This is a genomic window from Streptomyces albipurpureus (assembly GCF_023701525.1).
Lineage (GTDB): Bacteria > Actinomycetota > Actinomycetes > Streptomycetales > Streptomycetaceae > Streptomyces > Streptomyces albipurpureus.
Genome location: NZ_JAMQAW010000057.1, coordinates 1 through 25,687 on the forward strand (window position 1 = coordinate 1; position 25,687 = coordinate 25,687).

Below are 25,687 nucleotides of genomic sequence, written 5' to 3' on the forward strand. Positions count from 1 at the left end.
TGCATCCCATCACCCGAGTCACCAGCGAACCGGATCACCACCCGATCCAGCCGACGAACCTCCTTGGTGATGCCGTCTCCGGTGTTGGCCGCAGGGGACCGTGGTCCTCCCACGAGCGCCTCATTCGCCTCATCGGCATCGTCGGCGTGTTCGGCTGGGCTACTGACCTGGCTGGTCACTGAACTGGACCTCCCTTTGAGGCGGCTGTTCGGTCCGGCCGTCCCACCAGCCGTTCCCTGAGCCACCCTACGTGGGTAAGGGTGCCCTTCCCGGTGTCGCTCAGATAGTGGACGTCTTTTTGGGACAGCTGAATGTCATGGTTTAGCATATTTTGCACACCCCTCGGGCCTTTCCGGCTGAGCCGCTCCCTGCTCATCCTTTGGTTGTAGGACCGCCGCTCAGCTCCGTATCTGACGGATCGTCAGGTCATCAGGAGTTGAGATAGGTCAGCACCGCCAGTACGCGGCGGTGATCCCCGTCACTCGGGGAGAGTCCCAGCTTGAGAAAGATGTTGCTCACGTGCTTCTCGACCGCCCCGTCGCTCACCACGAGCTGCTTGGCGATCGCCGAGTTCGTCCGTCCCTCGGCCATCAGACCGAGGACCTCGCGCTCGCGCGGGGTGAGTCTGGCGAGAACGTCCTGCTTTCGGCTGCGGCCAAGCAGCTGGGCGACGACCTCCGGGTCAAGCGCGGTACCGCCCCGCGCCACCCGCACCACGGCGTCGACGAACTCGCGCACCTCCGCCACCCGGTCCTTGAGCAGATAGCCCACCCCGCGGCTGCTGCCCGCCAGCAGTTCGGTGGCGTACCGCTCCTCCACGTACTGGGACAGCACCAGCACCCCTATGTCGGGGTGGTCCTTGCGCAGGCGCACCGCGGCCCGTACGCCCTCGTCTGTATGGGTGGGAGGCATCCGCACATCGGCGACCACCACATCCGGCAGCGCGTTCTCCGCGGCCAGCTCACTGATCTTCTTGATCAGCGCTTCCCCGTCGCCCACCCCAGCCACCACATCGTGACCCCGGTCAGTCAGCAGTCGCGTCAGACCCTCTCGCAACAACACCGAGTCCTCGGCGATGACCACCCGCACTCTGTCGCTCACTGCTCTGCATCCCCCATGTCGATCCATATCTCGCCCTATATGAATCAGCATCCCAGCATCCGGACCTCAGTGCGGTCTCCGCTGCCGGTGATACGGGGGATCGGGGGTGTTTTGGGGCTTGTGGGGGTGTGACATCCCTGAATCAGGGGAGCGCAAGCACAGGGGCGGAGCTATTCGGCGCCATCAGGTCTGTCGGAGCTATCAGGGCTGTCGGGATCGCCGGGACTGGGGGGAACGGGCCGGGACTGGAGGGGAATGGGCTGGGCCTGGCAGATGGGCGGGGAGGGCCGTGGTCTCGGCGATGCCCCCGATGGGCGAAGGCGAGGGGGCCTGTCGGGGGACGGCCAAGCGAGGTAAGGGATCAGTGGCGCCAGGGAAGCTCCGCGGTCACCGTGGTCGGACCACCGAGCGGCGAGTCGATGGCCAGGATGCCGTCGACGGCATCCAGCCGCTCCGCCAGACCTGCCAGACCGCTGCCCGACGAGAGATCCACCCCGCCCCGGCCGTCATCGGTCACCTGGAGCATCAGCCGCCCCTGCGAAACCCACACATCCACCGATGCCCGGCGGGCCTGGGCGTGCTTGCTGACGTTCTGGAGGAGTTCGGAGACGGTGAAGTAGGCGATTCCCTCGATGGCGGCCGCCGGCCGCTCGTGGAGATCCACGGTCACGGTCACGGGCACCGTGCAGCGGGAGGCCACCGAGGAGAGTGCCGCGTCGAGTCCGCGGTCGGTGAGGACGGCGGGGTGGATGCCTCGGGCGAGGTCGCGCAGTTCTTGCAGGGCGATCTTCACTTCACCGTGGGCTTCGCCGACCATGACCGCCGCGGCGTCGGGGTCTTCGAGGAGCTTTTCCTTGGCGAGCCCGAGGTCCATGGCGAGGGCGACGAGGCGGGCCTGGGCGCCGTCGTGGAGGTCGCGTTCGATGCGGCGCAGGTCGGCGGCCGCGGTGTCCACCACCACACCCCGATCCGACTCAAGCTCCACCACCCGGGTGGCGAGGGACGAAGGTCCCAGCAGCCCACTGACCATCACCCGGTCCACATAGGAGAAGCCGCGGATCATCCAGGCGGTCACCAGAACGAGCACGAAGCCCGTCGCCGATGCCATGGCGATCTCCAGCGGAGTGTCGAGATACAGCGTCCGGGCCTGGGAGCCGGAGCCGTCACCGTAGAGCTGGATTCCGGGAGCGTCTCCGTAGGTGGGGAACACCCACTGCCAGAGCGGGTACGACAGCAGCGACCAGCCCACGCTCCACAGGGTGAGGAGGATCGAGAAGGAGATGACGGCCCAGGGGAAGTGCAGCACCGCATAGAGCAGACTCCGCCATGAGGTGCCGCTCTTGAGGATCGCCCCGATCCAGGACATCACCCCGTTGGTGCGAGGGCGCACCGGCTCGGGGCGCTCCACATCGTGGCGCAGCAGCACGCGGGCGCGGGCGCGCTCCAGTGCTCCGAAGCTGCGGCAACCGGCCAGCGCGGCAGCCAGGACCGGGATGCCCACGAAGGTGACGAGCAGACCAGCGCCGAGCGAGACCGTGGTGATCGCGAAGACGAAGAGGATCGTGCTGATCGGCAGGCTCAGCATGTGATACCCGAACTCACGCCAGGTGCGGCGCTCGAACGGTGTCCGCAGCGCCGAAGGGATCAGGTGGTTCCGGTCGTGCTCAAGCCGGTCCCGTCGCTCCGGTCGGGAGTCGCTGGCCATGGGTGTCGTCCGTTCTGCGCTGCGGGCTGTCATGGGTCAAGGGTGCTCTGGCCGCGACCGGCGCACCATGAGGGCGGTCGCCCTCTTGGACGGGGGGTTTTCCCCACCATGGAGTGCGGGACCACCGGTCAGCACCCTGGGTGGGAGACGGCAGTGGAGGCAGGGCGCCGCTCGGCGACACCGGGCCGCTGAGCCCGAAGCAGCCGCCGGTTCGGACCGCTCGCAGCTGAGACGGCCCGTACGACTCGAAGACCGTACCGTTCGAAGGCCCTATGACTCGAAGGTCGTGCGACTCAGGGACCGTATGACTCGAAGGGCGTGCGGTGCGAACGCTGTACGGCTCGGAGAGCGTACGGTGCGACGCTGCACGGTGCGAAGACGACCGCACGGAGGGGCGGTCAGGCGGTCCCATGGCGTTCTTGCTGAGCCGACCGCGGAACTCGGCGAAGCGGCACCGCGTCGCCGGGTGGTGTGGGCACGCGCGCCGTGCCGGGGCGGTCGATCGGGACCCTCGCGGCGCACTGCCGGGCGGGACCCGTCTCGGGGAGCCCGCGCTCGGGGTCAGGGCGGTGCCGACGAGGAGGCTGTGTCCGTAGTCGGGCAGCTACGGGAATTCCTGGGCCGGACTGGCCACTCCTGGCGGCGGGGATGGGGCGGGGGCTGTGGCCCGCTGCCAGAGCCTGCCGGGGACCGTGAGGGCGACCAGGGTGGCGACCCCCACCGCGATCGCCGACATCACGAACGCGGTGGTGTAGCCGGACTCGGCGGGGATCTGTGTTCCGGGGATCGTCCGGGACGCGACCACGGACGCGGCGATCTGTGCGCCGAGAGAGCCGCCGATGGTACGCATGATGGTGTTGATGCCGGTCACCTCACCGGTTCGGCTCCGGTCGACCACGCTGACCACGAGATTGGCCAGGGCGGCGAAGGCAGAGCCGACGCCGATGCCCAGCACCGCCGAACCGGCGTAGATCGCCCCCTCGGCGCCGTGCGCCCCGGCGTAGGTGGTGAATCCGGGGTGGTGAATCCGGCCATACCGATCAGGCACGCCAGCACCAGCGGTAACTTCCAGCCCAGGGTCGCGCCGATCCGCCCGGCGAGCGGACTGGCGATCAGCATGGTCACCGCCATCGGCACCATGAACAGTCCGGCCTGGGTGGCGGAGGCATCGAAGCCGTATCCGGCGCTCGACGGGGTCTGGGCGAGCAGCGGTACGAGGGTGAAGGCGCCGCACCCGGGACCGGGCTGATCGGCGTCGGCAACTGGTCGAACTCACCGACGAGGGGGAGGGACTCCAACGCCGGCTGCGGCAGGTGGCCGAAGAGTCCCAGATTCCTTCCTCACAGGTTCCACCCGGACCGAGCGGGAGATCCTGACGAAGCTTCTGCGGAGGCTACTGGACGCCGATGACCAGGCGCGCGTCTCAGGAGCGCGCAGCGGCTTTGTGGATAGTTAGTTCCGATATGCGGAGTTCAATGCGGATGTTATTTGACCGCATTTCCCCATCGGTTGGCTGAAAAGCCGTCGCAGTAGGAGCAGTAGAGCTGAGGGGTACACGTGAGGGGTACACGTGAGCGGTACGGCTGAGCTGTAGTGAGCAGTACACCTGAGCTGTACGCGTGTGTGAGCTGTACGCGTGTGGTGCAGGATGACGCGCGGCTGTGACCGGGCCGCTGGCACCCCGCGTCCTCTGCTCCGGCCGCTGCCGCGCCCTGTCCCGGGCGCGGCATGCCGACCGTCCCCGTAGAGCCCGGACCCGCGGTTCACCGCTGTTCGCAGCGCGGACCGCTGCTTGCTGAAGCGCGGCCGACCGTTGGTGGGGGCGCTGCGATTCACCGCCCCTGGGCTTCGGTGCGGGCGCGCCAGGGGATCTCCACCGTGATGGTCGTCGGACCGCCCACCGGAGAGTCCAGCACCAAGAGCCCGTCCACCGCGCCCAGTCGCTCCGACAGCCCGGCCAACCCCGTCCCGCCGTCCAGTTGAGCGCCACCCCGTCCATCGTCGCTGACCTGGATCAGCAGCCGGTCATCGGACTGCCACACATCCACCGCGGCGCTTCTCGCCTGGGCGTGCTTGCTGACGTTCTGGAGGAGTTCGGAGACGGTGAAGTAGGCGATTCCCTCGATGGCGGCCGCCGGCCGCTCGGCGAGTTCCACCGACACCTTCACCGGGGCAGTACAGCGCGATGCGATGGACGAGAGCGCCGCGTCGAGTCCGCGGTCGGTGAGGACGGCGGGGTGGATGCCTCGGGCGAGGTCGCGCAGTTCTTGCAGCGCGATCTTGATCTCGCCGTGGGCCTCCTCGACCATGACCGCCGCGGCGTCGGGGTCTTCGAGGAGTTTCTCCTTGGCGAGTCCGAGGTCCATGGCGAGGGCGACGAGGCGGGCTTGGGCGCCGTCGTGCAGGTCGCGTTCGATGCGGCGCAGGTCGGCGGCCGCGGTGTCCACCACCACACCCCGATCCGACTCAAGCTCGGCGATCCGCCGCTCCAGTTCATCGGAGGGTGAGAGCAGACCGCGGACCATCGCCCGGTCGGCATTGGCCAGTCCACGCGCGATGTAGGGCAGCACGGGCCAGAGGACGAAGAGGCCGACCGACATCACGGAGAAGGTCACCACACCCCATGGCATACGGATAAAGCAGTAGAGAACGGTCCGCCAGGCAACCGGGTCCCGCAAGCTGGCCCACACCCAGGCGAAGACGCCCTCGTCCCGGCGACCCCCGTTCAGTGGGCTCGGCTCGTCGACCCGTACACCGAGAAGCGCCCGGGCACGAGCCCGCTCCGACTTGCCGATCAGCCGGGCCCCTGCCAGCGCGAGCGCGAGGAACGGCACACCGATCACCGTTACCGAGAGTCCCGCACCCAGGAAGATTGTGAACGACACGTAAACAAAACCGATGAGTGCCGCCAGCAGGTTGGTGAGGAGATACGCGATCTCCTTCCAGGTGTGGCGGGGGAAGGCGAACGCCACGGGCGGCGGCTGATCATCAGCGGTGCGCGTGTCGGGGTCGCTGTGGATAGCGGTGTTGCTCACGGTCATACGCGCCAGCCTGCCTGGCCGCGTCGGCCCGCGCCATGGGGTACCTGGGTGGGACGGAAGTAGGGATAACCCCACCTGGCACCAGACGCGACTGCTTACCGTCCCTTTAGCAGGGCCTAGACTCCCGTGCGTACACAACACCACTCGTTGACTGATTCCAAGGCATCGCAGCGATTGACGCGGTCTTCGAAGGTCGACGAGGTAGACGAGGCCCATGAGGCCAGGGAGCGAGGAGCGGACGTGCCGGAACCGACCGTGGCCACGCTCGCAGCCAGCTACTACGAGAGCTACTCAGTCGTCGGACTGCTCGCCCTGATCGGCGTGCTCTTCGTGGCGGTGGCCTTCGGGACTGGACGGTTGCTGCGGCCCGTCGTGCCCACTCCCGAGAAACTCATGACGTACGAGTGCGGAGTCGACCCCGTCGGCGAGGGCTGGGCGCACACACAGGTCCGCTACTACGTCTATGCGTTCCTCTACGTGATCTTCGCCGTCGACTCGATCTTCCTCTTTCCGTGGGCCACGATCTTCGCTGCCCCGGGATACGGCGCGACGACGCTCGTGGAGATGTTCATCTTCCTCGGCTTCCTGGCCGTGGGACTGCTCTACGCATGGAAGAAGGGCGTCCTGACATGGACGTGATCCCGGAGTCGCTTCCCGAGCCACGCCGGCTCGGCATCCTCTCCCGGCTGGCTCCCGAGCCGATGAAGGTCGTCCTCAACTGGGGGCGTCGCTATAGCCTCTGGGTCTTCAACTTCGGCCTCGCCTGCTGCGCCATCGAGTTCATCGCGGCCTCCATGGCCCGACATGACTTCATCCGACTCGGCGTCATCCCCTTCGCTCCCGGACCGCGCCAAGCGGATCTGATGATCGTCTCGGGCACGGTCACGGACAAGATGGCGCCCGCGGTCAAGCGGCTGTACGAGCAGATGCCGGAGCCCAAGTACGTCATCTCCTTCGGCGCCTGCTCCAACTGCGGTGGGCCCTACTGGGACTCGTACTCGGTGACCAAGGGCGTGGACCAGATCATTCCGGTGGATGTGTATGTCCCCGGGTGCCCGCCGCGCCCCGAGGCGCTGCTCCAGGGAATCCTCAAACTGCAGGAGAAGATCGCCCGTGAGTCGCTCGGTGAGCGGTACGGCCCGGGCTCCGGCGTGGGTGCCTCGACCGCCGAGCTGCGCAGCGGGCTGGTGACTCCGCCACCTGCGCCCGGCACCGGCGCCGCTGACAGCGCGGGCGACGCGGCCGCTGGGGGTTCCGCCGGTGCGGCCGGGGGTGCGCGGTGAGCGCGTACGACCAACTGCCGGAGGGTGTCACCGAGATCTTCGGCGTCGACGCCACCGCCGAGCAGGCCTATGACCTCCTCACGGTCGATGTGCCGCCGGCATCCTGGATCGCGGCTCTGGAGACCGCCCGCGACCAGCTGGGTTGCACCTACTTCGACTGGCTGAGCGCGGTGGACGAACCGGACATCGGGTTCCGGATCTGCGCCCATGTGGTGGCGCTGGGGGGTGGCTCACGGTCGCCTGGTGGTGAGGGCGCTGGCGGGAGCACTGCTGGAGGCGCTGGCGGGGGCGGTACTGCTCACGACGGTACGGAGAGGAACGCGGCTGAGGCAGGTACCTCGGACGGCGTCCGGGTCCGTAGGCTGCTGCTGCGTACGACTGTTCCGCATGACGCGCCCGTACTCCCCACCGCCGTCGCGGTCTACGCGGGGGCGGACTGGCATGAACGCGAGACCCACGAGATGTTCGGCGTGGAGTTCACCGACCATCCCCATCTGGTCCCACTGTTGCTGCCCGACAGCTTCGAAGGTCACCCGCTGCGCAAGGACTTCGTTCTTGCGGCTCGGGTTGCCAAGGCATGGCCCGGGGCCAAGGAGCCGGGAGAGTCCGAACACGGTGGTCCCAAGCGACGACAGATGCTTCCGCCCGGGGTCCCGGACCCCAATGAATGGGGCCCGCTGAAGGGCCAACTGCCCCCGGCGCCCGCCCGCCCGGCCCGTACTCCACGCGCGGCGGGGGCGGCGGCCGGGGAACGCCCGGTTCGCCGTGCCCGTACGGCTGGGGAGGGCTCGGCCAGTCAGTCGCCCGCAACGGGTGGCACGGCTGCGGGGGGTTCGGCCGCTCCCGCTCGGCGCTCCCGGAGCGTGAGCGAGGGCTCGGCGAGCCAGGCGGCCCAGCGGCCCGGCGCGGTGTCGGACGGTGAGACGCCCCCGACGGCACGGGCACCGAGGACGGCACCGGCGCCCGAGACAGCCACTGGACCCAAGGCAACAGCGACACCCGAGACCGCAACTGGACCCGCGACCGCAACTGGACCCGCGACAGCCGCTGGATCCGATCCGCGCGCTACGCCAGGAACGGCAGCAACTCCCGGAGCGGCAGCAGCGGCAACGGGAGCAACGCCTGTGCCGGCAACCGGGGAGGGGCAGGGGGCGCCCGAGACGGTTGGTTCTCCGGGGGCCTCTGATCTGCCAGCCTCCACAGAAGAAGCGTCCACAGAGGTGCCACCGTCTCAGCGGGAGGAAGCGGCCGAGGCCGATTCGGCACAGGGCCCCGCGAAGTCGGATGCTCCCGCGGGTCCGGTGACTCCCGAGGCTCCACCGGTGCCGGATGCTCCTGCTGGTTCCGCTGGTTCCGCTGGTTCGGTCGGCCCGGGGGCAGATCGGAGCGCGGGTGCTGGCTCCCCGGCTCAACGTGGGGAAGCCCCGCCTTCGGACACCGCTGCGGATGAGCCGGCCGGTTCTGTTTCGAAGGGCCTGGCTGGCGACGGCCGTACCCGTAGCGCAGATGCCCCCTGGCACCACGCCCGGCCGGCGTTCGACGACTCCGAAGGAGCCGGTGAGCAGGGCAAGGCGGCCCAGGACTCGGCCCGGGGCGCCCAAGCCGGGCAACCGGGAATCCCCCAGGACGCCGCTGGCCCAGAGCCCTCCGCTGCCGGTACCGAGACCGGGCCTTCCACGGAAGAAACCCCTCCGGCCGAGAGCGACGCCGACGCAGCCAGCGGAACCGAAACCGGGATCGAAACCGGAGCCGGAGCTGAACCTGAAGCCGGAACTGGGACCGAAGTCGGAACCGGAACCGGAACTGATGCGCCGAACGGAACCGGAAGCGGTGGCCACACCGGCGCCCGTCCCGGGACCGGTGCTGACACCGGTACCAGCAAGGGCGCGAGCGCTGACCAAGACAGCAACGACGTCACCACCAACAACGACACCAAGGACTCTGGAGGCGACCCCGAGTGAACGACGCTCTCGACGTCGCCATCCGGCTACTCATCGTCTTCGCCGTCTTCATGGTCTTCCCGCTCGTCATCGGGCAGACCGAGCACAAGGTGATGGCCCATATGCAGGGCCGTCTCGGTCCGATGTACGCCGGCGGTTTCCACGGCTGGGCCCAGCTGGTCGCGGACGGTGTGAAGTTCGTACAGAAGGAGGATGTGGTTCCGGCCGGTGCCGACCGCCGTATCTTCCAGATGGCGCCTGCCGTCGCCCTGCTGCCGTATCTACTCGTCGTGCTCGTCATCCCGATCGGCCCGGGCGAAGGCGCGGTCGGTCAGGTCATCGACGCGGGCATCTTCTTCGTCATGGCGGTCATGGGCGTAGGAGTCCTCGGCTCCCTGATGGCGGGCTGGGCGTCGGCCAACAAGTTCTCCCTTCTCGGCGGACTGCGGACCGCGGCCCAGCTGCTGGCCTACGAGCTGCCGATGCTGCTCACCGCCGCCTCCGTCGCCATGGCCGCGGGCACGGTCTCGCTGACCGGCATCCTGGACGCCTTCGAGTGGTGGTGGCTGCCCTGGCAGATCGTGGGCGCCATCGTCTTCTTCGTGGCGGGGCTCGCCGAACTCCAGCGCCCTCCCTTCGATATGCCGGTCGCCGACTCGGAGATCATCTTTGGCGCCTACACCGAGTACACCGGGCTGCGCTTCGCGCTCTTCCTGCTCGCCGAGTACGCCGGCATCGTCGTCCTCTGCGGTCTGACCACCGTCCTCTTCCTCGGTGGCTGGCACGGGCCGATGGGCGCGGACGGGCTCGGCTGGGTCTGGACCCTCCTGAAGACCGCCGTTCTTGCCTTTGTCGTCATCTGGCTGCGGGTGAGCTATCCGCGGATGCGTGAGGACCAGCTTCAGCGGCTCGCTTGGACCACGCTCGTTCCGCTCGCCCTCGCCCAGATCGCCCTCACCGGCATCGTGAAGGTGGTGATCTAGTCATGGCGCCGATCCCCGGCTCCGGCCTTGCCAAGGGCCTCGCGGTCACCCTCCGCACGATGACGAAGAAGACAGTCACTGCGCAGTACCCCGACGTGCAGCCCGATCTACCGCCCCGCACACGCGGGGTGATCGGCCTGTTCGAGGAGAACTGCACGGTCTGCATGCTCTGCGCCCGCGAATGCCCCGACTGGTGCATCTACATCGACTCCCACAAGGAGACGGTCCCCGCCACCACTCCCGGTGGCCGTGAGCGCAGCCGTAATGTCCTGGACCGGTTCGCGATCGACTTCTCGCTCTGCATGTACTGCGGTATCTGCATCGAGGTCTGTCCTTTCGACGCGCTGTTCTGGTCTCCGGAGTTCGAGTACGCGGAGACGGACATCCGCGAACTGACCCATGAGCGCGACAAACTCCGGGAGTGGATGTGGACGGTGCCCGCTCCGCCCGCGCTCGATCCCGCTGCCGAGGAGCCGAAGGAGATCGCGGCGGCTCGTAAGACGGCGGAGAAGCTCGCCGCCGCCCAGGAAGCCGCGAAGGAGCAGCAGGCCCAGGAGGCTGCTGAAGCGGCAGCCGCCGCTGATGCCCCGTCCGCTGATGCCCCGTCCGCCAGCGACGCTCCTGACGATGGCCCCCATCCCGGCAACCCGGCTGCCGGCGGCCCTACCTCCGGTGGTTCGGCTCCGGATGGCCCAGCCGCGGATGGCTCCACACCCGGTGGTTCTACCTCCGGTGGTTCTACCTCCGGTGGTTCTACCTCCGGTGGTTCTACCTCCGGTGGTTCTACCTCCGGCCGTTCTGGTTCCGGTGGTTCTGGTTCCGGCCGTTCTGGTTCCGGTGGTTCCACGTCGGGTGACGCGGCTTCCGGCGGCCCGGCCCCGGATCGCCCGAGCGGTCGCGGACAGACCGGCGGTTCCGCCTCCGGGCCCATGGGTGAAGGAGGCCCGGAATGATGCTCACCGCCGCCGCGTCGGTGAACGCCACCGCCCTGGCAGCCGCCAAGGCGACCGAAGCGCGGAGCTTCCTCTCACCGACCGGTGTCGAGGTCGCCTTCCTGCTCGTCGGCCTGGTCACGCTCGGCGCCGCCGTGATGACCGTGACGACCAAGCAACTGGTGCACGCCGCCCTCTGGCTGGTAGTGGCGCTGGGCGGCCTCGCCGTCGAGTATCTGCTGCTCACCGCGGAGTTCATCGCCTGGGTGCAGGTCCTGATCTACGTCGGTTCCGTGGTGGTCCTCCTTCTCTTCGGGCTGATGCTCACCAGGGCCCCCATCGGCCGCTCCCCGGACGCCGACTCCGGTAATCGATGGGTCGCGCTCGCCGTGGCCCTCTGTGCCGCGGTCGCGCTTGTCTGGGTGGTCGTGGACGCGTTCCGCGCCACCTGGATCGATCTGAGCGGACCGGCTCAGGGCAGCACCGCCGTGACCGGGTCGATCCTCTTCCGGCACTGGGTGCTGCCTTTCGAGGCGCTCTCGGTGTTGCTGCTCGCGGCCCTTGTCGGTGCGATCGTGCTCTCCCGCAAGCGGGCCCAGGAGCCCACCCCGAAGCGTGGCGCCAAGCCCCGCCCGCGCTCACCCAAGAGCCCTCGGCCAAGCCCTCCAGACACCACTGCCCCCCGCACCGACCAGGCACCCGCCGAGGCTTCCGGCAAGGCACCCAACCGGAACCCCGGCAGAGCGGCCGCCGAGTCCCCGCCCTCTGCTGCTGAGTCAGCCGTGCGATCCGCGCCCGCCGCACCCACCTCCACCAGCAGGGCCCCCGGCCCGAGCGCAAGCCCGAGCCCCACCACCGGCACCGGTCATGGTCCTGACGCCACCCCTGGCCCCACCGAGAAGTCCGCACCCGCGCCCGGCTCATCCGCCGGTACCACCGCGCGCCCCGGCACCCCAGCTACCGACCCGCCCGCAGGCTCCAGCGGCACCCCCGCGACGGCACCCGAGGGAGAGAGCTGATGCACCTCGCCTACCCGGCCGTCCTCGCGGCCCTCCTCTTCTGCGTCGGCATCTACGGCGTACTCGCCAGGCGCAACGCCATCCTGGTTCTGATGTCGGTCGAGTTGATGCTCAACTCGGTCAACCTCAACCTGGTCGCCTTCGATGTCTGGCTGCGCGACACGCTTCACTCCGGCCAGGCGCTCACCCTCTTCACCATCGCCATCGCCGCAGCGGAGATCGGCATCGGCCTCTCCATCGTTCTGATGGTCTACCGCAACCGCGGCACCTCGGACGTCGATCGGCTCCGTGACACCGCTGAGGGCCACGAGGACGATTTCGACCAGAACACCGGCCCCGACACGGCCTTCCCGGCGCAGAAGGCTGAGGCCAACGCGTGACCACCACCACCCTCGCGGTCCTTGTCCCGCTGCTCCCCTTCCTGGGGGCGGCTGCCGGGCTGCTCCTCGGCCGGATCGCCCCCGGGTTCGTTCGCCCTCTGGCCGTTCTGCCGACTCTGGCCGCGGCCGGGCTCGCGGTCGTCGTCGCGATCCGTCAGGGCGGGGGCGAAACGATTGACGCCGCCACCCAGCTCACTCCCACCGGCTCCGTCCCCATCGACCTCGCCCTGCACATCGACGGCTTCGCCGCACTCGTCGCCGTACTGGTCGGGCTGGTCGCGTCCTGTGTGCAGATCTACTCCACCGCCTATCTGCGCGATGACCCGCGCTACGCCTCCTACGCGGCCCTGGTCTCCCTGTTCACCGCCGCGATGCTCCTCGTCGTCTACTCCGGCGATCTGATGGTGCTCCTGGTCGGCTGGGAGATCATGGGCATCTGCTCGTACTTCCTGGTCGGCCACTACTGGGAGACGCCCGAGGCGCGGGCCGCCTCACTCAAGGCCTTCCTGGTCACCAAGCTCGGCGATGTCCCCTTCCTGATCGGGCTCTTCGCGCTCGCCACCGACGCCGGAACCTTCCGTATCACCGGAATCCTCGACTCCGTCGCGGCGGGCGGTATTGACCACCCCACCCTGATCGCCCTTCTGCTGCTCGCGGGTGTGGCGGGCAAGTCGGCCCAGTTCCCGCTGCACACCTGGCTTCCCGACGCCATGGCCGGCCCCACCCCCGTCTCCGCTCTGATCCATGCCGCGACGATGGTCGCGGCCGGCATCTACTTCGTCGCCCGGCTGCTCCCGCTCTTCGCGTCCTCGGCGGCGGCACTCACCGTCCTCGCCGTGATGGCCGCCATCACCATGATCGGCTCGGCGCTCGCCGCCCTGGCCCAGGACGACATCAAACGCGTCCTCGCCTACTCGACCATCGGCCAGCTCGGGTACATGGCGGGCGCGCTCGCCGTCGCCGACCGCGGGGCCGCCATCTTCCACCTCCTGTCCCACGGTGCCTTCAAGGCGCTGCTGTTCCTCTGCGCGGGCGTGGTCATCCACGCCGCCGGCACCAACTCACTCGCGGCCATGTCCCGCATGAGCGGTCTCGCCAAACGCATCCCCGATGCCTACTGGACGATGACCATCGCCCTGGTCGCCCTCGCCGCGATTCCCCCCTTCGCCGGCTTCTTCTCCAAGGAAGCCGTCCTCGTCGCCGCCGAACACACCGCACTGCGCGACTCCACCGCCGCCCCCGGCATCGCCGGCTGGGTCGTGCTGGTCGCCGGACTGCTGACCGCCCTCCTCACTGCCGCCTACGCCGCCCGACTGTGGCTGCTCGCCTTCCGCGGCCAGGGCCCCGAAGCCCCCGACCACGGCCGGGAGCCCGTCCCCATGACCGCGGTGCTCTGGGTGCTGGCCATCCCCTCCCTCGGCTTCGGACTGACCTACGGCTACTTCGACGACTGGTTCGACGGCCACAGCCTGGCGCCCACCGTGGTCACCGCGGTCCTGGGCACAGGTGTCTCCCTGATCGGCGGGCTGATCACCTACGCCGCCTGGCGCTCAAAGCGTCCGAGCGCCGCCACCCCCGCCCCCATCCCCCTGGGCGCACAGGCCGCACACCCGGATGCATCCCCCGCGGTCACCGAGGCAGAGGCCATCGCCACCCACACCCCCGCCTACGGGGACATGGCGAGCGCGGCCGATCCCACCGACCCCGGCCGGGTGCTACTCGGCCCACTGCACCGCCACGCGGTGACGGGATTCCATCTCGACGCCGTCTACCACGCCTTGTTCGTACGCCCCGTCCAAGCAGGGGCCGACCTGGTCCGCTTCCTCGATCGCGAGGTCGTCGACACCTATGTGCGCGGCGCGGGCACCGGCAGCAACTGGCTCGGCCAACTCGTCCGACGCGCCCAGACCGGCAATGTGCAGACCTATATCAGCGCACTGCTGGCGGGCTCCGTCGTCCTGGTGATCGCCGCCGTCGTCCTGTCCAACGCCAACGCGGGATCGTGAGCCGTGATCGATATCAGCGAGTCCGTGATGCAGTTCCTTCTGGCGTTCATCATCGTCGTGCCGCTGCTGGGAGCCGGTGCCGCGCTGCTGCCCGCCCCTCCCGGACTGCGCGGTACCGGTCCCGACCAGGCGGTGTTGCGCCATGGTGTGACCGTCACCGGCGCGATCCTGGTCGCGGCGATCATCCTCGTCATCGGCTTCGACCATGACCAGCCGTCGAGGATGCAGGCCACGACGGACATCAGTTGGATCGCCGCACTCGATGTGCGCATCCATCTGGGTGTTGACGGCATTTCCCTCCCCCTGCTGGTCCTGACCGCGCTGCTGACCTTCCTCTGCGCGCTCTACAGCTACTTCAAGATGCCTTCAGGCCCCTCCCCCAAGGCCTTTGTCGCGCTGCTGCTCGTCCTGGAATCGGGGACGCTGGCGACCTTCGCCGTCCTCGACCTGCTGCTCTTCTTCCTCGCCTTCGAGATGGTGCTCATCCCGATGTACTTCCTCATCGCCCGCTGGGGCGGTGGAGAACGGCAGGCCGCCGCCTGGAAGTTCATCCTCTACACACTGCTCGGCTCCGTCGTCATGCTGCTCGGCCTGCTCCTGATCGGACTGAAGAGCGGCACCTTCGACATGGTGGCACTCGCCACTGACAACGGCCGGGGCCTCACCGCGTCCACGCAGCTCATCGCCGTTCTCGCCATCGGTATCGGCCTCGCGGTGAAGACCCCGATGTGGCCTCTGCACAGCTGGCTCCCGGACGCTCACACCGCCGCCCCGACCGTGGGTTCGGTTCTGCTGGCCGGCGTCCTGCTGAAGATGGGCACCTACGGGTTCGTGCGGATCGTTCTGCCCATCGCCCCGGACGGCATGCGGACGTTCGCCCCCTACCTCGCGGCCTTCGCCGTGGTCGGCATCATCTACGGCTCCCTCGCCTGTCTGGCACTCGCCAAACAGGGAGCGGGCGGCGACCTCAAGCGGCTGATCGCGTACTCATCCGTCGGGCACATGGGCTTCGTCCTGCTGGGCATCGCGACCATGACCCCCACCGGAGTCAATGGCGCCCTCTTCGCCAACATCGCCCACGGCCTGATCACCGGCCTGCTGTTCTTCCTGGTCGGGGCGCTCAAGGACCGCTATGGAACCGCCGACCTCGACACCCTCGCGGGAGCCGCCGGCGCCGCTCTCTACGGGCGGGCGCCCCGCCTCGGCGGACTGCTCGCCTTCGCGGCCGTCGCCTCTCTCGGACTGCCGGGCCTCGCCGGTTTCTGGGGCGAGATGCTCGCCCTGTTCGGCGCGTTCAACCCGGCGGAGGGACTGAACCGTCCCCTCTTCCTCACCTTCATGGCGATCGGTGGCTTCGGCACCCTGCTCACCGCCGCCTATCTCCTGATCGTGGTGCGCCGGGTCTGCATGGGCGCGATCCACCAGCAACAGGAGACGGAACCGGCCCCCTTCGCGGACGTACAGCGGTACGAATTCGCCACCTGGTCCCCGCTTGTCGCCCTCACCGTCCTGGCCGGCCTGTGGCCCGCGGTCCTCCTCGGTCTCACCGACCCGGCCGTGCAGAAGCTCCTCGCAGGAGGCAAGTCGTGATCACGGCAACCGCGCTGGACCCCCATGCGGCCACCACGGACGCGGGCGGCCTCGCTCAGGCGGCGAACCAACCGCCCGTCAGCGAGCTGGCCGGCGGCGCGAACGAGTTCGCCTCTGGCCTGACCACCCTCTCCGCCAGCACCCCCAACCTCGTCCAGTCGGTCGACTGGCTCGCCATCGCCCCACCCACCATCGCCGCCGTGGTCGCCTTGGCCGTCCTGGTCGCCGACCTCTTCGTACCCGACACCCACAAGCGGCTCCTGGGCATCGGTGCGATCGGCGGACTGCTCCTCGCGCTCCTCGCCCTCGTACCGCTGAGCGACGGCGACCGGCAGACGTTCTGCCTGACCACCGCCCCCGAAACCTGTAGCTACAGCGCGGACCACTTCACGCTCGCGATCCAGCTCCTGGTCCTCGGTGGCGCGTTGCTCACCGCGCTGCTCTCGCTCAACGACACCCGCCGGGACCTGCCCGCGGGAGAGTTCTGGTTCCTGCTGCTCGCCTCCGCCGCGGGCGCCGCGCTCCTCCCCGCCTCCCGCGACCTGGCGACCCTGGTCGTCGCGCTTGAGGTCGCCTCGCTACCCGCCTTCGCGCTCGTCGGCCTCAAGCGGGGAGACCGCCGCTCCAGCGAAGCGGCCCTGAAGTTCTTCCTCTCCTCGGTCACCGCCACGGCCGTGACCCTGCTCGGTGTCAGCTTTGTCTACGGCACGACCGGCACCCTGCACCTCACCGAGATCGCCACCCGACTCGGCGAGGTCTCCGGACAGCTGGACACCCTCGCCAAGACCGGTGTCGCACTGACCCTGATCGGCTTCGCCTTCAAAACGGCTGCCGTCCCCTTCCACTTCTGGGTGCCGGACACCTACGTCGGTGCCCCACTGCCCATCGCCGCCTATCTCTCCGTCGTCGGCAAGGCGGTCGGCTTCTCCGGTCTCATCCTGGTGACCGTCATCGCCTTCCCGGGGTACGCCGATGTCTGGGGCCCCGCCATCGCCGTACTGGCCGCGCTCACCATGACCGCGGGCAATGTGGCCGCCCTGCGCCAGTCGCAGACCCGCGCCTGGAGCGCCGTACGCCTGCTGGCCTGGTCATCCGTGGGACAGGCCGGATACATCCTGGTGCCGATCGCGGCAGCCGCGTACTCCAGCGATGACCAGATCGGGGCGACCGTCGCGTACGCCCTGATGTACGCCGCGGTCAATCTCGGCGCCTTCGCGGTGGCCGCCCTCGTCGCCCGTACGCATCCGATGAACCGGATCTCCGACTACCGCGGCCTCTACGCCACCCGCCCGCTCGCAGCCCTCGCGATGGGCTTCTTCCTGCTCTGTCTCGCCGGTCTGCCGCCGGGCATCATCGGTCTCTTCGCCAAGGTGACCGTCTTCTCGTCGGCCGTCGACGCCGGTCTGGGATGGCTCGCCGTCGTCATGGCCGTCAATGTGGTGATCGCCCTGTACTACTACCTCCAGTGGACGGCGATCCTCTTCCGTGCCCCGGAGGGAGCACCCGAGCAGACGACGGACGGTGGCGGCGTCGCGGTCCTCCGCGCCCCCAGTGCGATCACCGTGGCGATCGCACTGACGGCAACCGTGGCGGTGGCCCTCTCCGGCTATCCCCAACTGGTGCTGCGGTTCGCGGCCACCAGCCTGTTCTGACCGTCACCCGTACGGCTCAGCCCGCGGCCCTTCCCGCCAGGGAACTAGGGCCCTTCGCCTGGCGTTGACCAGTACAGAAGGGTCCACTGGAGAGTGGAGCACCACCACTGCGGCGGCACCGCCGCGGCTTCTCAAGGGTTCCCCTGCCGCACCACCTGGAGGGCCTACCGTGCACCGCCGGCACAACGGGCTGAAGACCGCCGTACTCCTCGGGGGACTGTCCGCACTCATCATCGCCTTCGGCAGCTTCTTCGGGCGTACGGGACTGATCGTCGCCCTGGTCGTGGCGCTCGGCACCAACGCCTACGCCTACTGGAACAGCGACAAGCTCGCTCTGCGTGCCATGCGCGCACGGCCCGTGAGCGAGTTCGAGGCCCCCGCGCTCTACCGCACGGTCCGTGAGCTCTCCACCGCCGCTCGCCAGCCCATGCCCCGGCTCTATATCTCGCCCACCCAGGCTCCCAACGCCTTCGCCACCGGCCGCAACCCGCGCAATGCCGCCGTTTGCTGCACCGAAGGCATTCTGCGCATCCTGGACGAGCGTGAGCTGCGCGGGGTGATCGGCCATGAACTCAGCCATGTCTACAACCGGGACATCCTGATCTCCTCGGTTGCCGGAGCGCTCGCCTCCGTGGTGATGTTCCTGGCGAACTTCGCCTGGCTGATCCCGGTGGGCCGCTCCGACGACGACGGCCCCGGCCTCGTCGGAATGCTGCTGATCATGATTCTCGGGCCGGTCGCCGCCTCCATCATCCAGCTCGCCGTCAGTCGCTCGCGCGAGTACGAGGCGGACGCGTCCGGCGCTCAGCTCACCGGTGACCCGCTGGCCCTCGCCAGCGCCCTGCGCAAGCTCGACGCCGGCACCAAGCAGCTCCCGCTGCCCCCCGAGCCGCGGCTGGAGACAGCGAGCCACATGATGATTGCGAACCCGTTCCGGCCGGGCAGGAGCCTGACCAAGATGTTCTCGACCCATCCGCCCATGGCGGAACGGATCGCCCGACTCGAACAGATGGCAGGTCGCTGACCATGAAGACAATCCTGAATGTGATCTGGCTCATCCTGTGCGGCTTCTGGATGTTCCTCGGCTACATATTCGCGGGTGCGCTGCTCTGCATCACCATCATCGGAATCCCCTTCGGCCTGGCCGCCTTCCGTATCGGCGTCTACGCCCTCTGGCCGTTCGGCTACACGGTGGTCGACCGCCATGACGCGGGTGCGCCGTCGTGCGTCGGAAACGTGCTGTGGCTGGTCCTCGCCGGCTGGTGGCTGGCACTGGGACATATCGTCACGGGCATCGTGCTCTGCGTCACGATCATCGGCATCCCGTTGGGCATCGCCAACTTCAAGCTGATCCCGGTCTCGCTGCTGCCCCTGGGCAAGGAGATCGTCCCCTCCGACCAGCCGTTCGCCGGCCGCTGACCACGACCCGTACGACCCGGAGTCCGCTCACCGGCGCCACCGCCGCCCTGGGCACGACCTGACCTCTGCCGCCCTTGCCGTGCGTCTGAGGCCGGTGCCTGCCCACCGCGGCGCTCACCGGCCCTGCGCTGAGGCACTCCCACCCGCACGCCCCCTGCGCTGACCAGGCGTACGCGATCACCCGCGGCCATCCCACCTTGATCCTTTCGGCGGCGGATGAGGGGCCGCGAGTTGGACAGACGATCCCCAAGGCCAGCGCGGGTGGTGGCAGTCAGCCCGCTCATTCCCGCAACTGTTCGACGCGTCCACGACGTCCTGGTACGAAACCAACCAAATGATCGAAGCCAACGGAGTCGACACCGTAGGGAAGGCAGGTTCAGGGCATGAGCATCATCAGCTGGATCGTTCTTGGGCTGCTGGCAGGAGTCGTCGCCAAGATCCTGCTCCCCGGGCGCGACCCCGGCGGTCTTGTCGGCACCACCCTCATCGGCGTCGCCGGAGCGTTCACCGGCGGCTGGCTCTCGGCACGCTTCCTCGACAAGCCGATCACCAACGAGATCTACGACGGCGCCACCTGGGCCGCGGCTATCGGCGGATCGCTGGTGCTGCTCATCGCCTACCGACTGCTCTTTGGCCACTCCCGCTCGCGCTGACATCCCCTGAGCCTCCAGGACCTCTGAGCCTCCAGGACCTCTGAGTCCCCGGGTGAGTTCCCCGGGCGGATGGGGACCAAGCCATCCGCCCGCAGGTCAGTTCCCGCGCACCACGGCCCGGGCGGGCCCGCCCGGCCGCCCATCACCGCCCAAGCGGTGCGTCAGCCGCTCAGCCCGGTCTCCCGCAGGGTGATGTTCAGCCGCCCACCGCTCAGCCCGGTCGCCGGGTCACCCGTTCCCGGATGGACCTTCGGCACTCCGTGGAAAGCGAACCGCGAAGGCCCGCCGAAGACAAAGAGATCACCCGACTCCAGCACCACATCGGTATAAGGGCGCCCCCGGGTCTGGGTGTTGCCGAACCTGAAGACACAACTGTCCCCGATGCTCAGCGAGACCACCGGCGCGCCCGACCGCTCCTCCTTGTCCTGGTGCATCCCCATCCGCGCGTCACCGTCATAGAAGTTGACCAGTGCCGTGTCGGGGCGGTAGCCGGTGGTGTCGCTCCGCTCGCCGAACGCCGCGACCAGCGCCGCCCGCCCCAACTCCGTCAGCCAGTCGGGAAACTCGGCCACCCGGGCGCCGTTCACATCATCCGCGGTACGGCTGTACCGATACGGAAGCCAGTGCCAGCCCACACAGACCGTACGGACCGACATCACGCCCCCACCGGGCAACGTGGTGTGTCGAAGAGGGACCGGCCCACGGGCCCAGGCCCGGCAGGCGTTCACCAGCTTCCGCTGCTGCTCCACCGAGAGCCACCCCGGCAGGTGCATCGCGCCGGGCGCGATCAAGGCCGGCTCCCTGGGGAAGAGCGCGCCGGCCGTCATGAGGGGCCCGTGCTCATGACGCCAGCACGCCCTCCAGCCGTAGCAGGCGCTCCTTGCGCTCCAGTCCGGCGGCGTACCCGTGCAGCGCCCCATCGGAACCGATCACCCGATGGCAGGGCCGTACCACCAGGAGCGGATTGCGCCCGACCGCGGTTCCCACGGCGCGTACCGCGACCTTGGACGCGCCGATCGTCCGCGCGATCTCTCCGTAGCTGGTGGTCTCTCCATAGGGAATGCGATCCAGCTCCCGCCAGACTCGCTGCTGGAACTCCGTACCGCCCCCGACGTACTCCATCGCGAAGTCCGTCAGCTCACCGCTGAAGTAGCGCTCCAGCTGGGTTTGGATCTCGGCGAAGGCCAGGCTGGACTGCCGCCAACCGTCCTGGACGCGGACGGCACCCTTCTGCCCGGGCAGCGAGAGCGAGGCGAGGGCCGTGCCACCGCGCGCGGAGGCGGACTCCTCGCCGGTCAGCAGCAACTCGCCCAGGGGGCTCTCGACGTTCGTATAGACCTTCATCGCACTCATGGCGCTCCTCTCCTCGCGGTCTCTTCCACGCCCCGCACCACGAGTCTGAGCCCATGCCCCCGGCTAAGCTGGCGGAAATCCGACATGGCGGCTGCCCCTGCCGGGACGGGCGGGCGCTACCGCCCACCCGTTTCCCGGCGACTGGTCAGCGGTAGTTCACAAACTGGATGGCGAAGTCGAAGTCCTGCCCCTTCAGCAGCGACTGCACGGCCTGAAGGTCGTCCCGGCTCTTGGAGCTGACCCGCAGTTCCTCGCCCTGCACCTGCGCCTTGACGCCCTTGGGGCCCTCATCGCGGATGATCTTGGCGACCTTCTTGGCGTTGTCCTGGGAGATCCCCTCTTCGATCGAGGCGAAGATCTTGTACTCCTTGCCGGACAGCTGGGGCTCCCCCGCGTCCAGCGACTTCAGCGAGATCCCCCGCTTGATCAGCTTGGTCTGGAACACATCGAGGATCGCCGTGACCCGGTCCTCGGAGTTCGCCTGCATCAGGATCTTCTCGCCGGACCAGGCGATCGAAGCCCCGACGTTCTTGAAGTCGTAGCGCTGGGAGATCTCCTTTGCCGTCTGGTTGAGGGCGTTGTCGACCTCCTGCCGCTCGACCTTCGAGACGATGTCGAAACTGGAGTCGGCCATGTCCTGTGGCTCCTTGGATCGGGTGTGTGAAGAGCGGCCGGAGTCCCCGAACCGCTCGGACAAGCCTAGCTACCCGCAACGCCCGAAGGGCTGATCAATCCAGTGGCGGAGCACCCCCGGACATCGGGTATCGTTTACGTCGTCGCCAAGGAGAGCCGCAGTACAGCGGTCTACCCCGAGGTGACATCCCATGGCGGTGTGCCCGAGTGGCCAATGGGAGCGGACTGTAAATCCGTCGGCTTAGCCTACCCAGGTTCGAATCCTGGCGCCGCCACGTGATGATGATGGCCCCTGATCAGCGGAAACGCCGATCGGGGGCCATCTGCGTGCGGGCGACGAACAGAGCCCACTGTCTCGCTCTGTCTCGGTCGCGCACGCTCTCTACCAGTAGTGGTGGACGGGGTGTGGACGGGATTCTCGGGGTCCACCTGCGGTTTTGAGCGGCACGGCTAGGACGGGTGGCTCCCGTGTCCCCGGAGCCTGGCTGAGATCTTGGCGTTCGCGGCTTCGTCCCCACCTTTCAGGAACTTCGCGTACACCCGGAACAGCACGGCCACGCTGTGGCCCGCTCGCTCGGCTACGAGCTGCGGTTCCACACCCGAACTCAGCCAGGTGGAGACTGCCGCGTGGCGAAGATCATAGGGACGCTTGGCCAGTTTGGACGCGTACTCGCTAGGCGAGAGCGCGTCAGCACGGGCGCGAGCCCACTCCTCCCCATATCCGCTCTCCTGCACCATGCCACCGCGCGCCGTACGGAACAGCCGTCCATCGGGCGCGGCCCCGAACCGGGTGATGTGCCAGCGCAGCAGGGCTACCAGTTCAGGTGGGATTGGGACATACCGCACTGCCTTACGGGACCGGTGCTTCAGCCCCCGCTGATCATGCGCCTCTCCACTATCCGTCCAAGCCGTGCCCGAGCGAGCACGGCTTTCCCGTAGACGGAGCAAGCCCCACCCGCGTCGCGGTAGCTCGCAGTCCGCCAACTTCAACCCGACCGTTTCACCAGGACGGCAGGCCGCGTAGTAGATGACTCCGAAGAACGCTTCCAGATGCCGACCGCGGGCACCCTGCCCACGGACAGCAGCCAAGAGCGCGGCAGCTTGTTCGGGGGCAGGAACGCACTCGGGGTCGATCTCTTCCTCCACCTTTTCCGGAGCTTTCCAACGCACCGACGGAATGGGGTTCTCTGTCAGCAGCTCCGCATCAACCGCCAGACTCAGCGACTGGTGAAAGATGGCGCGCTTTCTGGCGATAACCGTGCCAGCGGTAGCCTTCCCGTCAAGGCGGCGAGCGCAGGCATCCAGCGCCTTGCGTACGAGCAGGCGGTCAGAAAGAGCGGAAGTCGGCAGAGACTTCCGCTCAACCCAAGCAAGGATCGCTTTCACGTCGTCCGGTGGTTCCTCATTCCACTGGTTGGCATTGAACGCCCAGCTGTAGAGAGCACGCCGAACGATCCGGTGATCGGCCATGCCCTTGGTGTCCTTCACCAGGGCGAGAGTCACGGTGGCCATGGCCTCAGCAAGATTCCGGCGGGTTGTCGCGGGGGAGTGATCCCACTTCATCTCGATGTAGTTTCTGGCGTGCTGGTACCAAGAGATGTCCAGCGCTTTCTGCACCATTGATTTGGGCAAACCGCTGTCCACGTCGAATGGCTCTCCCGCGCGTGTCGCGGTAATGAGCTGTGCACGTCGACTTTCGGCGAGTCCGGAGGTAAGGAAGGACTCGGAATGGGGCCGCGTACCTACCCGCCACCGGAGCTGAAACGGCTTGCGGTACGGCCGCTTACGGATACTCCAAATGCGGACGGTATAGCTCCACTCGGTCACGCGATCTCCAGTTCTTCCATGAATGCTTCGAGGACGCTGCGACGCACCCGGAGGTGCCCATTGGGTAGGCGCTTGACCTCCGGGCCATAGCCGCGGTTGCGCCAGCGGTACCAGGTGGCCCGGGTGATGCCGATCAGATCGAGTGCGTCAGTGAGCGGTAGCCACTCGTCGGCTGTGACGCGAACACGGCGGTTCGTGCTTGTCATCGGCTTGTGCCTCCTTGGCAGGGAGTTAGGGGCGGCGGCCCCAATTTCTGTCAGCGGGGCATTACTGCTCCGCACGTTGCTTGTGCTGTCCGAGGCTCGGATTTCTGCGTCATCGCGTCATCTGCGTCACTGATGTGGTCTGAGCTGCAGTTTTGGGGTGACGCAGAGGGTTGGGGGTGCGTCATGGGTGACGTAGGGCGTGCGTCATCGGTGACGCAGGTGACGCGGGGTGACGCAGGGTTTTGGTCTCTGCGTCACCCGTGAAGCCGCAGGTCATCTACGGTTTTGGTAGTGGTGGTGACGCAGGTGACGCAGGGTCTTCTCTCTTCGGACAAGAGAGGGGGTGTCTGTTGTGGTGCGACTGTTAGACGTGATGAAGGAGCCGCTTCGCGGCGCGACCTTGGGCGGCGCAAGCGCCGGATAGGCAAGAGGAGCACGCGGCGCCGGGGTGCTCCTCTTGCTTGTTCAGCAGCGCAGCGGATGTCTGTGGGTTAGAACGCTGCCTGTTGGTCCGGGCTGGGTGGTGTGGGGCAGTCGAGTTCGATGTATCGGGCGGTTTTGGTGCGGCCCCATTCGATGACGACGCCGCGGGCACTGAGGGTGGGTTGGAGGCGCTTGAGGCGGTCGGAGAGGACTTTCCCGGTGGTGGGCCAGCCTTTGGGCAGGGGGCGGCAGTCTTCGCCGCTGTAGAGGCGGGTGAGGGCGTGGAGCCACTCGGCCGACGTCATCCTGACCACGGCGCCGGGGTCGAGGGTGGCAGCGTGCTGAAGGACGGTCTGCGCCAGCAAATCCCCCTCGATGACGTCGTCATTGAGGTCGTCCAGAGTGGCCCGGTAGGCGTTCAACGCTCCCAGACCGGTCGCCGCGTCCAACTGGGCGCACAGGTGGGCGAAGTCGGCCATGCGCAGGTCGGTCGGGATGTCGGTCTGCGCGGCTCGCACCTGGACGGTCAGGTCCAGCAGCGACCCGAGGATGACGGGCAGTACCTCTTCGAACTCGCGCCACAGCTCCGCTTCCGTGCGGCGGACGGTGGGGCGTTCGAGCCGCAGGGGCAGGAGCCGTTCGGCAAGGTCCGGGCGGATGACTCCTACGTCGATGCCGGTCATGAGCAGGGGGCGGCGGTAGCGGGCCCGGTAGACGTCCCCGTCGGTGAACAGGGCCCGTTTCAGGGTCTCGGCGCCGGTGACGATGCAGCACATCAGGTCGGACAGGTCAGGCCCGAGGTGGGACAGGTTGTCGAGGGCGGTGATCCATCCAGCCGCCACCGCAGCGGTCAGGCTCTCTTCGTCCTTTGGGGGGCGCCGCAGGTCGGCGCTCATGCCCTCGATCACCCGGGTGAGCATCCTTCCCGACGTCGACTTTCCCGCCCCCTGGGGACCGGTGAGGAAGGGAGCGGGGACGGGGACGGACGGGCCAAGGCAGCCGATCAACCAGGCGATGGCCAAGCACTCGGTCTCAGCGGTGGCGAAGTTGTTGAGCCGCAGCAGGAGGTCGATGCCCTTGCCGTTCGTGCCCTTCGCGGGCATGGGGAGTTCCCCGGTGAGCTGGGTACGTCGCCAGCACACTTCCCGCGGGTCGGGAGTGAGGATGTCCCAGCCGGTGGGGTGGATACGGACCGACTGCCCGTCGGTGCGTCCTAGGTCGAGCCAGGTGGCCCCGTCAAAGCCGGGGGCGACGCGGATGTGCACGGCCTGTACCTCCGTGGTCAGAGCAAGGGCTTCGATCAGGTCGAGGGCTTCCTTGAGCGCGGTTCCGTTGAACACGCCGTGCCCGTCCCGGAACAGGCCGACCATGAGTTCTTGCCGGTGGCTGCCGGTCGTTCCCTGCGAGCGGATCGGACGGGCGACGGGGTGGCCGTTGCGCTGCGCGTACACGGTCCCGTCCGCGGTGCGGAAGTACCGGAAATGGGCCTGCGCGTAGTCGGTGATGACCTCACGGCCCGGGGTCTTCTCATCCTCGGGCAT

At 68.2% G+C, this 25,687-nt stretch carries 21 protein-coding genes, 1 tRNA gene and 2 pseudogenes; 14 read left to right on the top strand and 10 right to left on the bottom strand.

Going from position 1 to position 25,687, the window contains the following annotated elements:
* Positions 1-429 precede the first annotated feature (429 nt).
* From NBG84_RS32985 to NBG84_RS33000, 4 genes are all read right to left on the bottom strand, one after another.
* Entirely contained in the window at positions 430-1,128 is a 699-nt protein-coding gene (locus tag NBG84_RS32985; protein ID WP_285368425.1) for a response regulator transcription factor, read from the bottom strand.
* A 334-nt stretch (positions 1,129-1,462) separates the two neighbouring features.
* Positions 1,463-2,806 (bottom strand): sensor histidine kinase, encoded by a 1,344-nt coding sequence (locus NBG84_RS32990; RefSeq protein WP_250923463.1) that lies wholly within the window; start codon positions 2,804-2,806, stop codon positions 1,463-1,465.
* A gap of 604 nt (positions 2,807-3,410) precedes the next feature.
* On the bottom strand, positions 3,411-3,854 hold the full coding sequence (locus NBG84_RS32995) for an MFS transporter (protein WP_250923363.1): 444 nt from the start codon (positions 3,852-3,854) through the stop codon (positions 3,411-3,413).
* Positions 3,855-4,638: 784 nt separating this feature from the next.
* Positions 4,639-5,847 carry a sensor histidine kinase gene (locus NBG84_RS33000; protein WP_250923364.1) on the bottom strand — a complete coding sequence of 403 codons (1,209 nt, stop codon included), beginning with the start codon at positions 5,845-5,847 and terminating at the stop codon, positions 4,639-4,641.
* Between the two features lie 240 nt (positions 5,848-6,087).
* Here NBG84_RS33000 and NBG84_RS33005 point away from each other — a divergent pair, with 240 nt between their 5' ends.
* From NBG84_RS33005 to NBG84_RS33065, 13 genes and pseudogenes are all read left to right on the top strand, one after another.
* The gene (locus NBG84_RS33005; protein WP_250923365.1) at positions 6,088-6,486 is read left to right on the top strand and encodes an NADH-quinone oxidoreductase subunit A; all 399 of its coding nucleotides are present in this window, start codon (positions 6,088-6,090) and stop codon (positions 6,484-6,486) included.
* Entirely contained in the window at positions 6,477-7,130 is a 654-nt protein-coding gene (locus NBG84_RS33010) for an NADH-quinone oxidoreductase subunit B (RefSeq protein WP_250923366.1), read from the top strand. Before NBG84_RS33005 ends, NBG84_RS33010 begins: the two co-directional genes overlap by 10 nt.
* Positions 7,127-9,091: an NADH-quinone oxidoreductase subunit C gene (locus NBG84_RS33015; RefSeq protein WP_250923367.1), complete on the top strand. Its 1,965-nt coding sequence runs from the start codon at positions 7,127-7,129 to the stop codon at positions 9,089-9,091. The genes NBG84_RS33010 and NBG84_RS33015 overlap by 4 nt, the downstream gene beginning before the upstream one ends.
* A complete protein-coding gene (locus NBG84_RS33020; protein ID WP_250923368.1) occupies positions 9,088-10,053 on the top strand; it encodes a complex I subunit 1/NuoH family protein in 966 nt (321 codons plus the stop codon). Before NBG84_RS33015 ends, NBG84_RS33020 begins: the two co-directional genes overlap by 4 nt.
* Positions 10,054-10,055: 2 nt before the next feature.
* Positions 10,056-10,676 (top strand): annotated as a pseudogene (locus NBG84_RS33025) (NuoI/complex I 23 kDa subunit family protein); the annotation flags it as partial.
* Positions 10,677-11,002: 326 nt separating this feature from the next.
* Positions 11,003-11,579: pseudogene (locus NBG84_RS33030) on the top strand (NADH-quinone oxidoreductase subunit J family protein); the annotation flags it as partial.
* A 424-nt stretch (positions 11,580-12,003) separates the two neighbouring features.
* Positions 12,004-12,384: an NADH-quinone oxidoreductase subunit NuoK gene (gene nuoK, locus NBG84_RS33035; protein WP_250923370.1), complete on the top strand. Its 381-nt coding sequence runs from the start codon at positions 12,004-12,006 to the stop codon at positions 12,382-12,384.
* Positions 12,381-14,390, top strand: coding sequence for an NADH-quinone oxidoreductase subunit 5 family protein (locus NBG84_RS33040; protein WP_250923371.1), 2,010 nt, complete (start codon positions 12,381-12,383; stop codon positions 14,388-14,390). Before nuoK ends, NBG84_RS33040 begins: the two co-directional genes overlap by 4 nt.
* Positions 14,391-14,393: 3 nt before the next feature.
* Positions 14,394-15,980 (top strand): NADH-quinone oxidoreductase subunit M, encoded by a 1,587-nt coding sequence (locus NBG84_RS33045; protein ID WP_250923372.1) that lies wholly within the window; start codon positions 14,394-14,396, stop codon positions 15,978-15,980.
* A gap of 86 nt (positions 15,981-16,066) precedes the next feature.
* Positions 16,067-17,632 carry an NADH-quinone oxidoreductase subunit N gene (locus NBG84_RS33050; RefSeq protein ID WP_250923464.1) on the top strand — a complete coding sequence of 522 codons (1,566 nt, stop codon included), beginning with the start codon at positions 16,067-16,069 and terminating at the stop codon, positions 17,630-17,632.
* Between the two features lie 169 nt (positions 17,633-17,801).
* On the top strand, positions 17,802-18,656 hold the full coding sequence (gene htpX / locus NBG84_RS33055; RefSeq protein WP_250923373.1) for a zinc metalloprotease HtpX: 855 nt from the start codon (positions 17,802-17,804) through the stop codon (positions 18,654-18,656).
* A gap of 2 nt (positions 18,657-18,658) precedes the next feature.
* Positions 18,659-19,051, top strand: a complete 393-nt coding sequence (locus NBG84_RS33060; protein ID WP_250923374.1) for a YccF domain-containing protein — start codon at positions 18,659-18,661, stop codon at positions 19,049-19,051.
* 383 nt (positions 19,052-19,434) lie between these two features.
* Positions 19,435-19,704: a GlsB/YeaQ/YmgE family stress response membrane protein gene (locus NBG84_RS33065; RefSeq protein WP_250923375.1), complete on the top strand. Its 270-nt coding sequence runs from the start codon at positions 19,435-19,437 to the stop codon at positions 19,702-19,704.
* A gap of 161 nt (positions 19,705-19,865) precedes the next feature.
* Here NBG84_RS33065 and NBG84_RS33070 read toward each other — a convergent pair whose 3' ends face one another.
* From NBG84_RS33070 to NBG84_RS33080, 3 genes are all read right to left on the bottom strand, one after another.
* On the bottom strand, positions 19,866-20,531 hold the full coding sequence (locus NBG84_RS33070) for an alpha-ketoglutarate-dependent dioxygenase AlkB family protein (protein ID WP_250923376.1): 666 nt from the start codon (positions 20,529-20,531) through the stop codon (positions 19,866-19,868).
* A gap of 13 nt (positions 20,532-20,544) precedes the next feature.
* Positions 20,545-21,048 carry a methylated-DNA--[protein]-cysteine S-methyltransferase gene (locus NBG84_RS33075; RefSeq protein ID WP_250923465.1) on the bottom strand — a complete coding sequence of 168 codons (504 nt, stop codon included), beginning with the start codon at positions 21,046-21,048 and terminating at the stop codon, positions 20,545-20,547.
* A gap of 154 nt (positions 21,049-21,202) precedes the next feature.
* Entirely contained in the window at positions 21,203-21,691 is a 489-nt protein-coding gene (locus NBG84_RS33080; protein ID WP_250923377.1) for a YajQ family cyclic di-GMP-binding protein, read from the bottom strand.
* Between the two features lie 192 nt (positions 21,692-21,883).
* On the opposite strand from NBG84_RS33080, the gene NBG84_RS33085 reads away from it, so the two are divergent.
* Positions 21,884-21,965, top strand: a tRNA-Tyr gene (locus NBG84_RS33085).
* Positions 21,966-22,140: 175 nt separating this feature from the next.
* On the opposite strand, the gene NBG84_RS33090 is transcribed toward NBG84_RS33085, so the two are convergent.
* The 3 genes from NBG84_RS33090 to NBG84_RS33100 form a co-directional block, all read right to left on the bottom strand.
* On the bottom strand, positions 22,141-23,517 hold the full coding sequence (locus NBG84_RS33090) for a tyrosine-type recombinase/integrase (RefSeq protein ID WP_250923378.1): 1,377 nt from the start codon (positions 23,515-23,517) through the stop codon (positions 22,141-22,143).
* Positions 23,514-23,723 (bottom strand): helix-turn-helix transcriptional regulator, encoded by a 210-nt coding sequence (locus tag NBG84_RS33095; RefSeq protein WP_250923379.1) that lies wholly within the window; start codon positions 23,721-23,723, stop codon positions 23,514-23,516. Before NBG84_RS33095 ends, NBG84_RS33090 begins: the two co-directional genes overlap by 4 nt.
* Before the next feature lie 491 nt (positions 23,724-24,214).
* Positions 24,215-25,687 (bottom strand): ATP-binding protein, encoded by a 1,473-nt coding sequence (locus NBG84_RS33100; RefSeq protein WP_250923380.1) that lies wholly within the window; start codon positions 25,685-25,687, stop codon positions 24,215-24,217.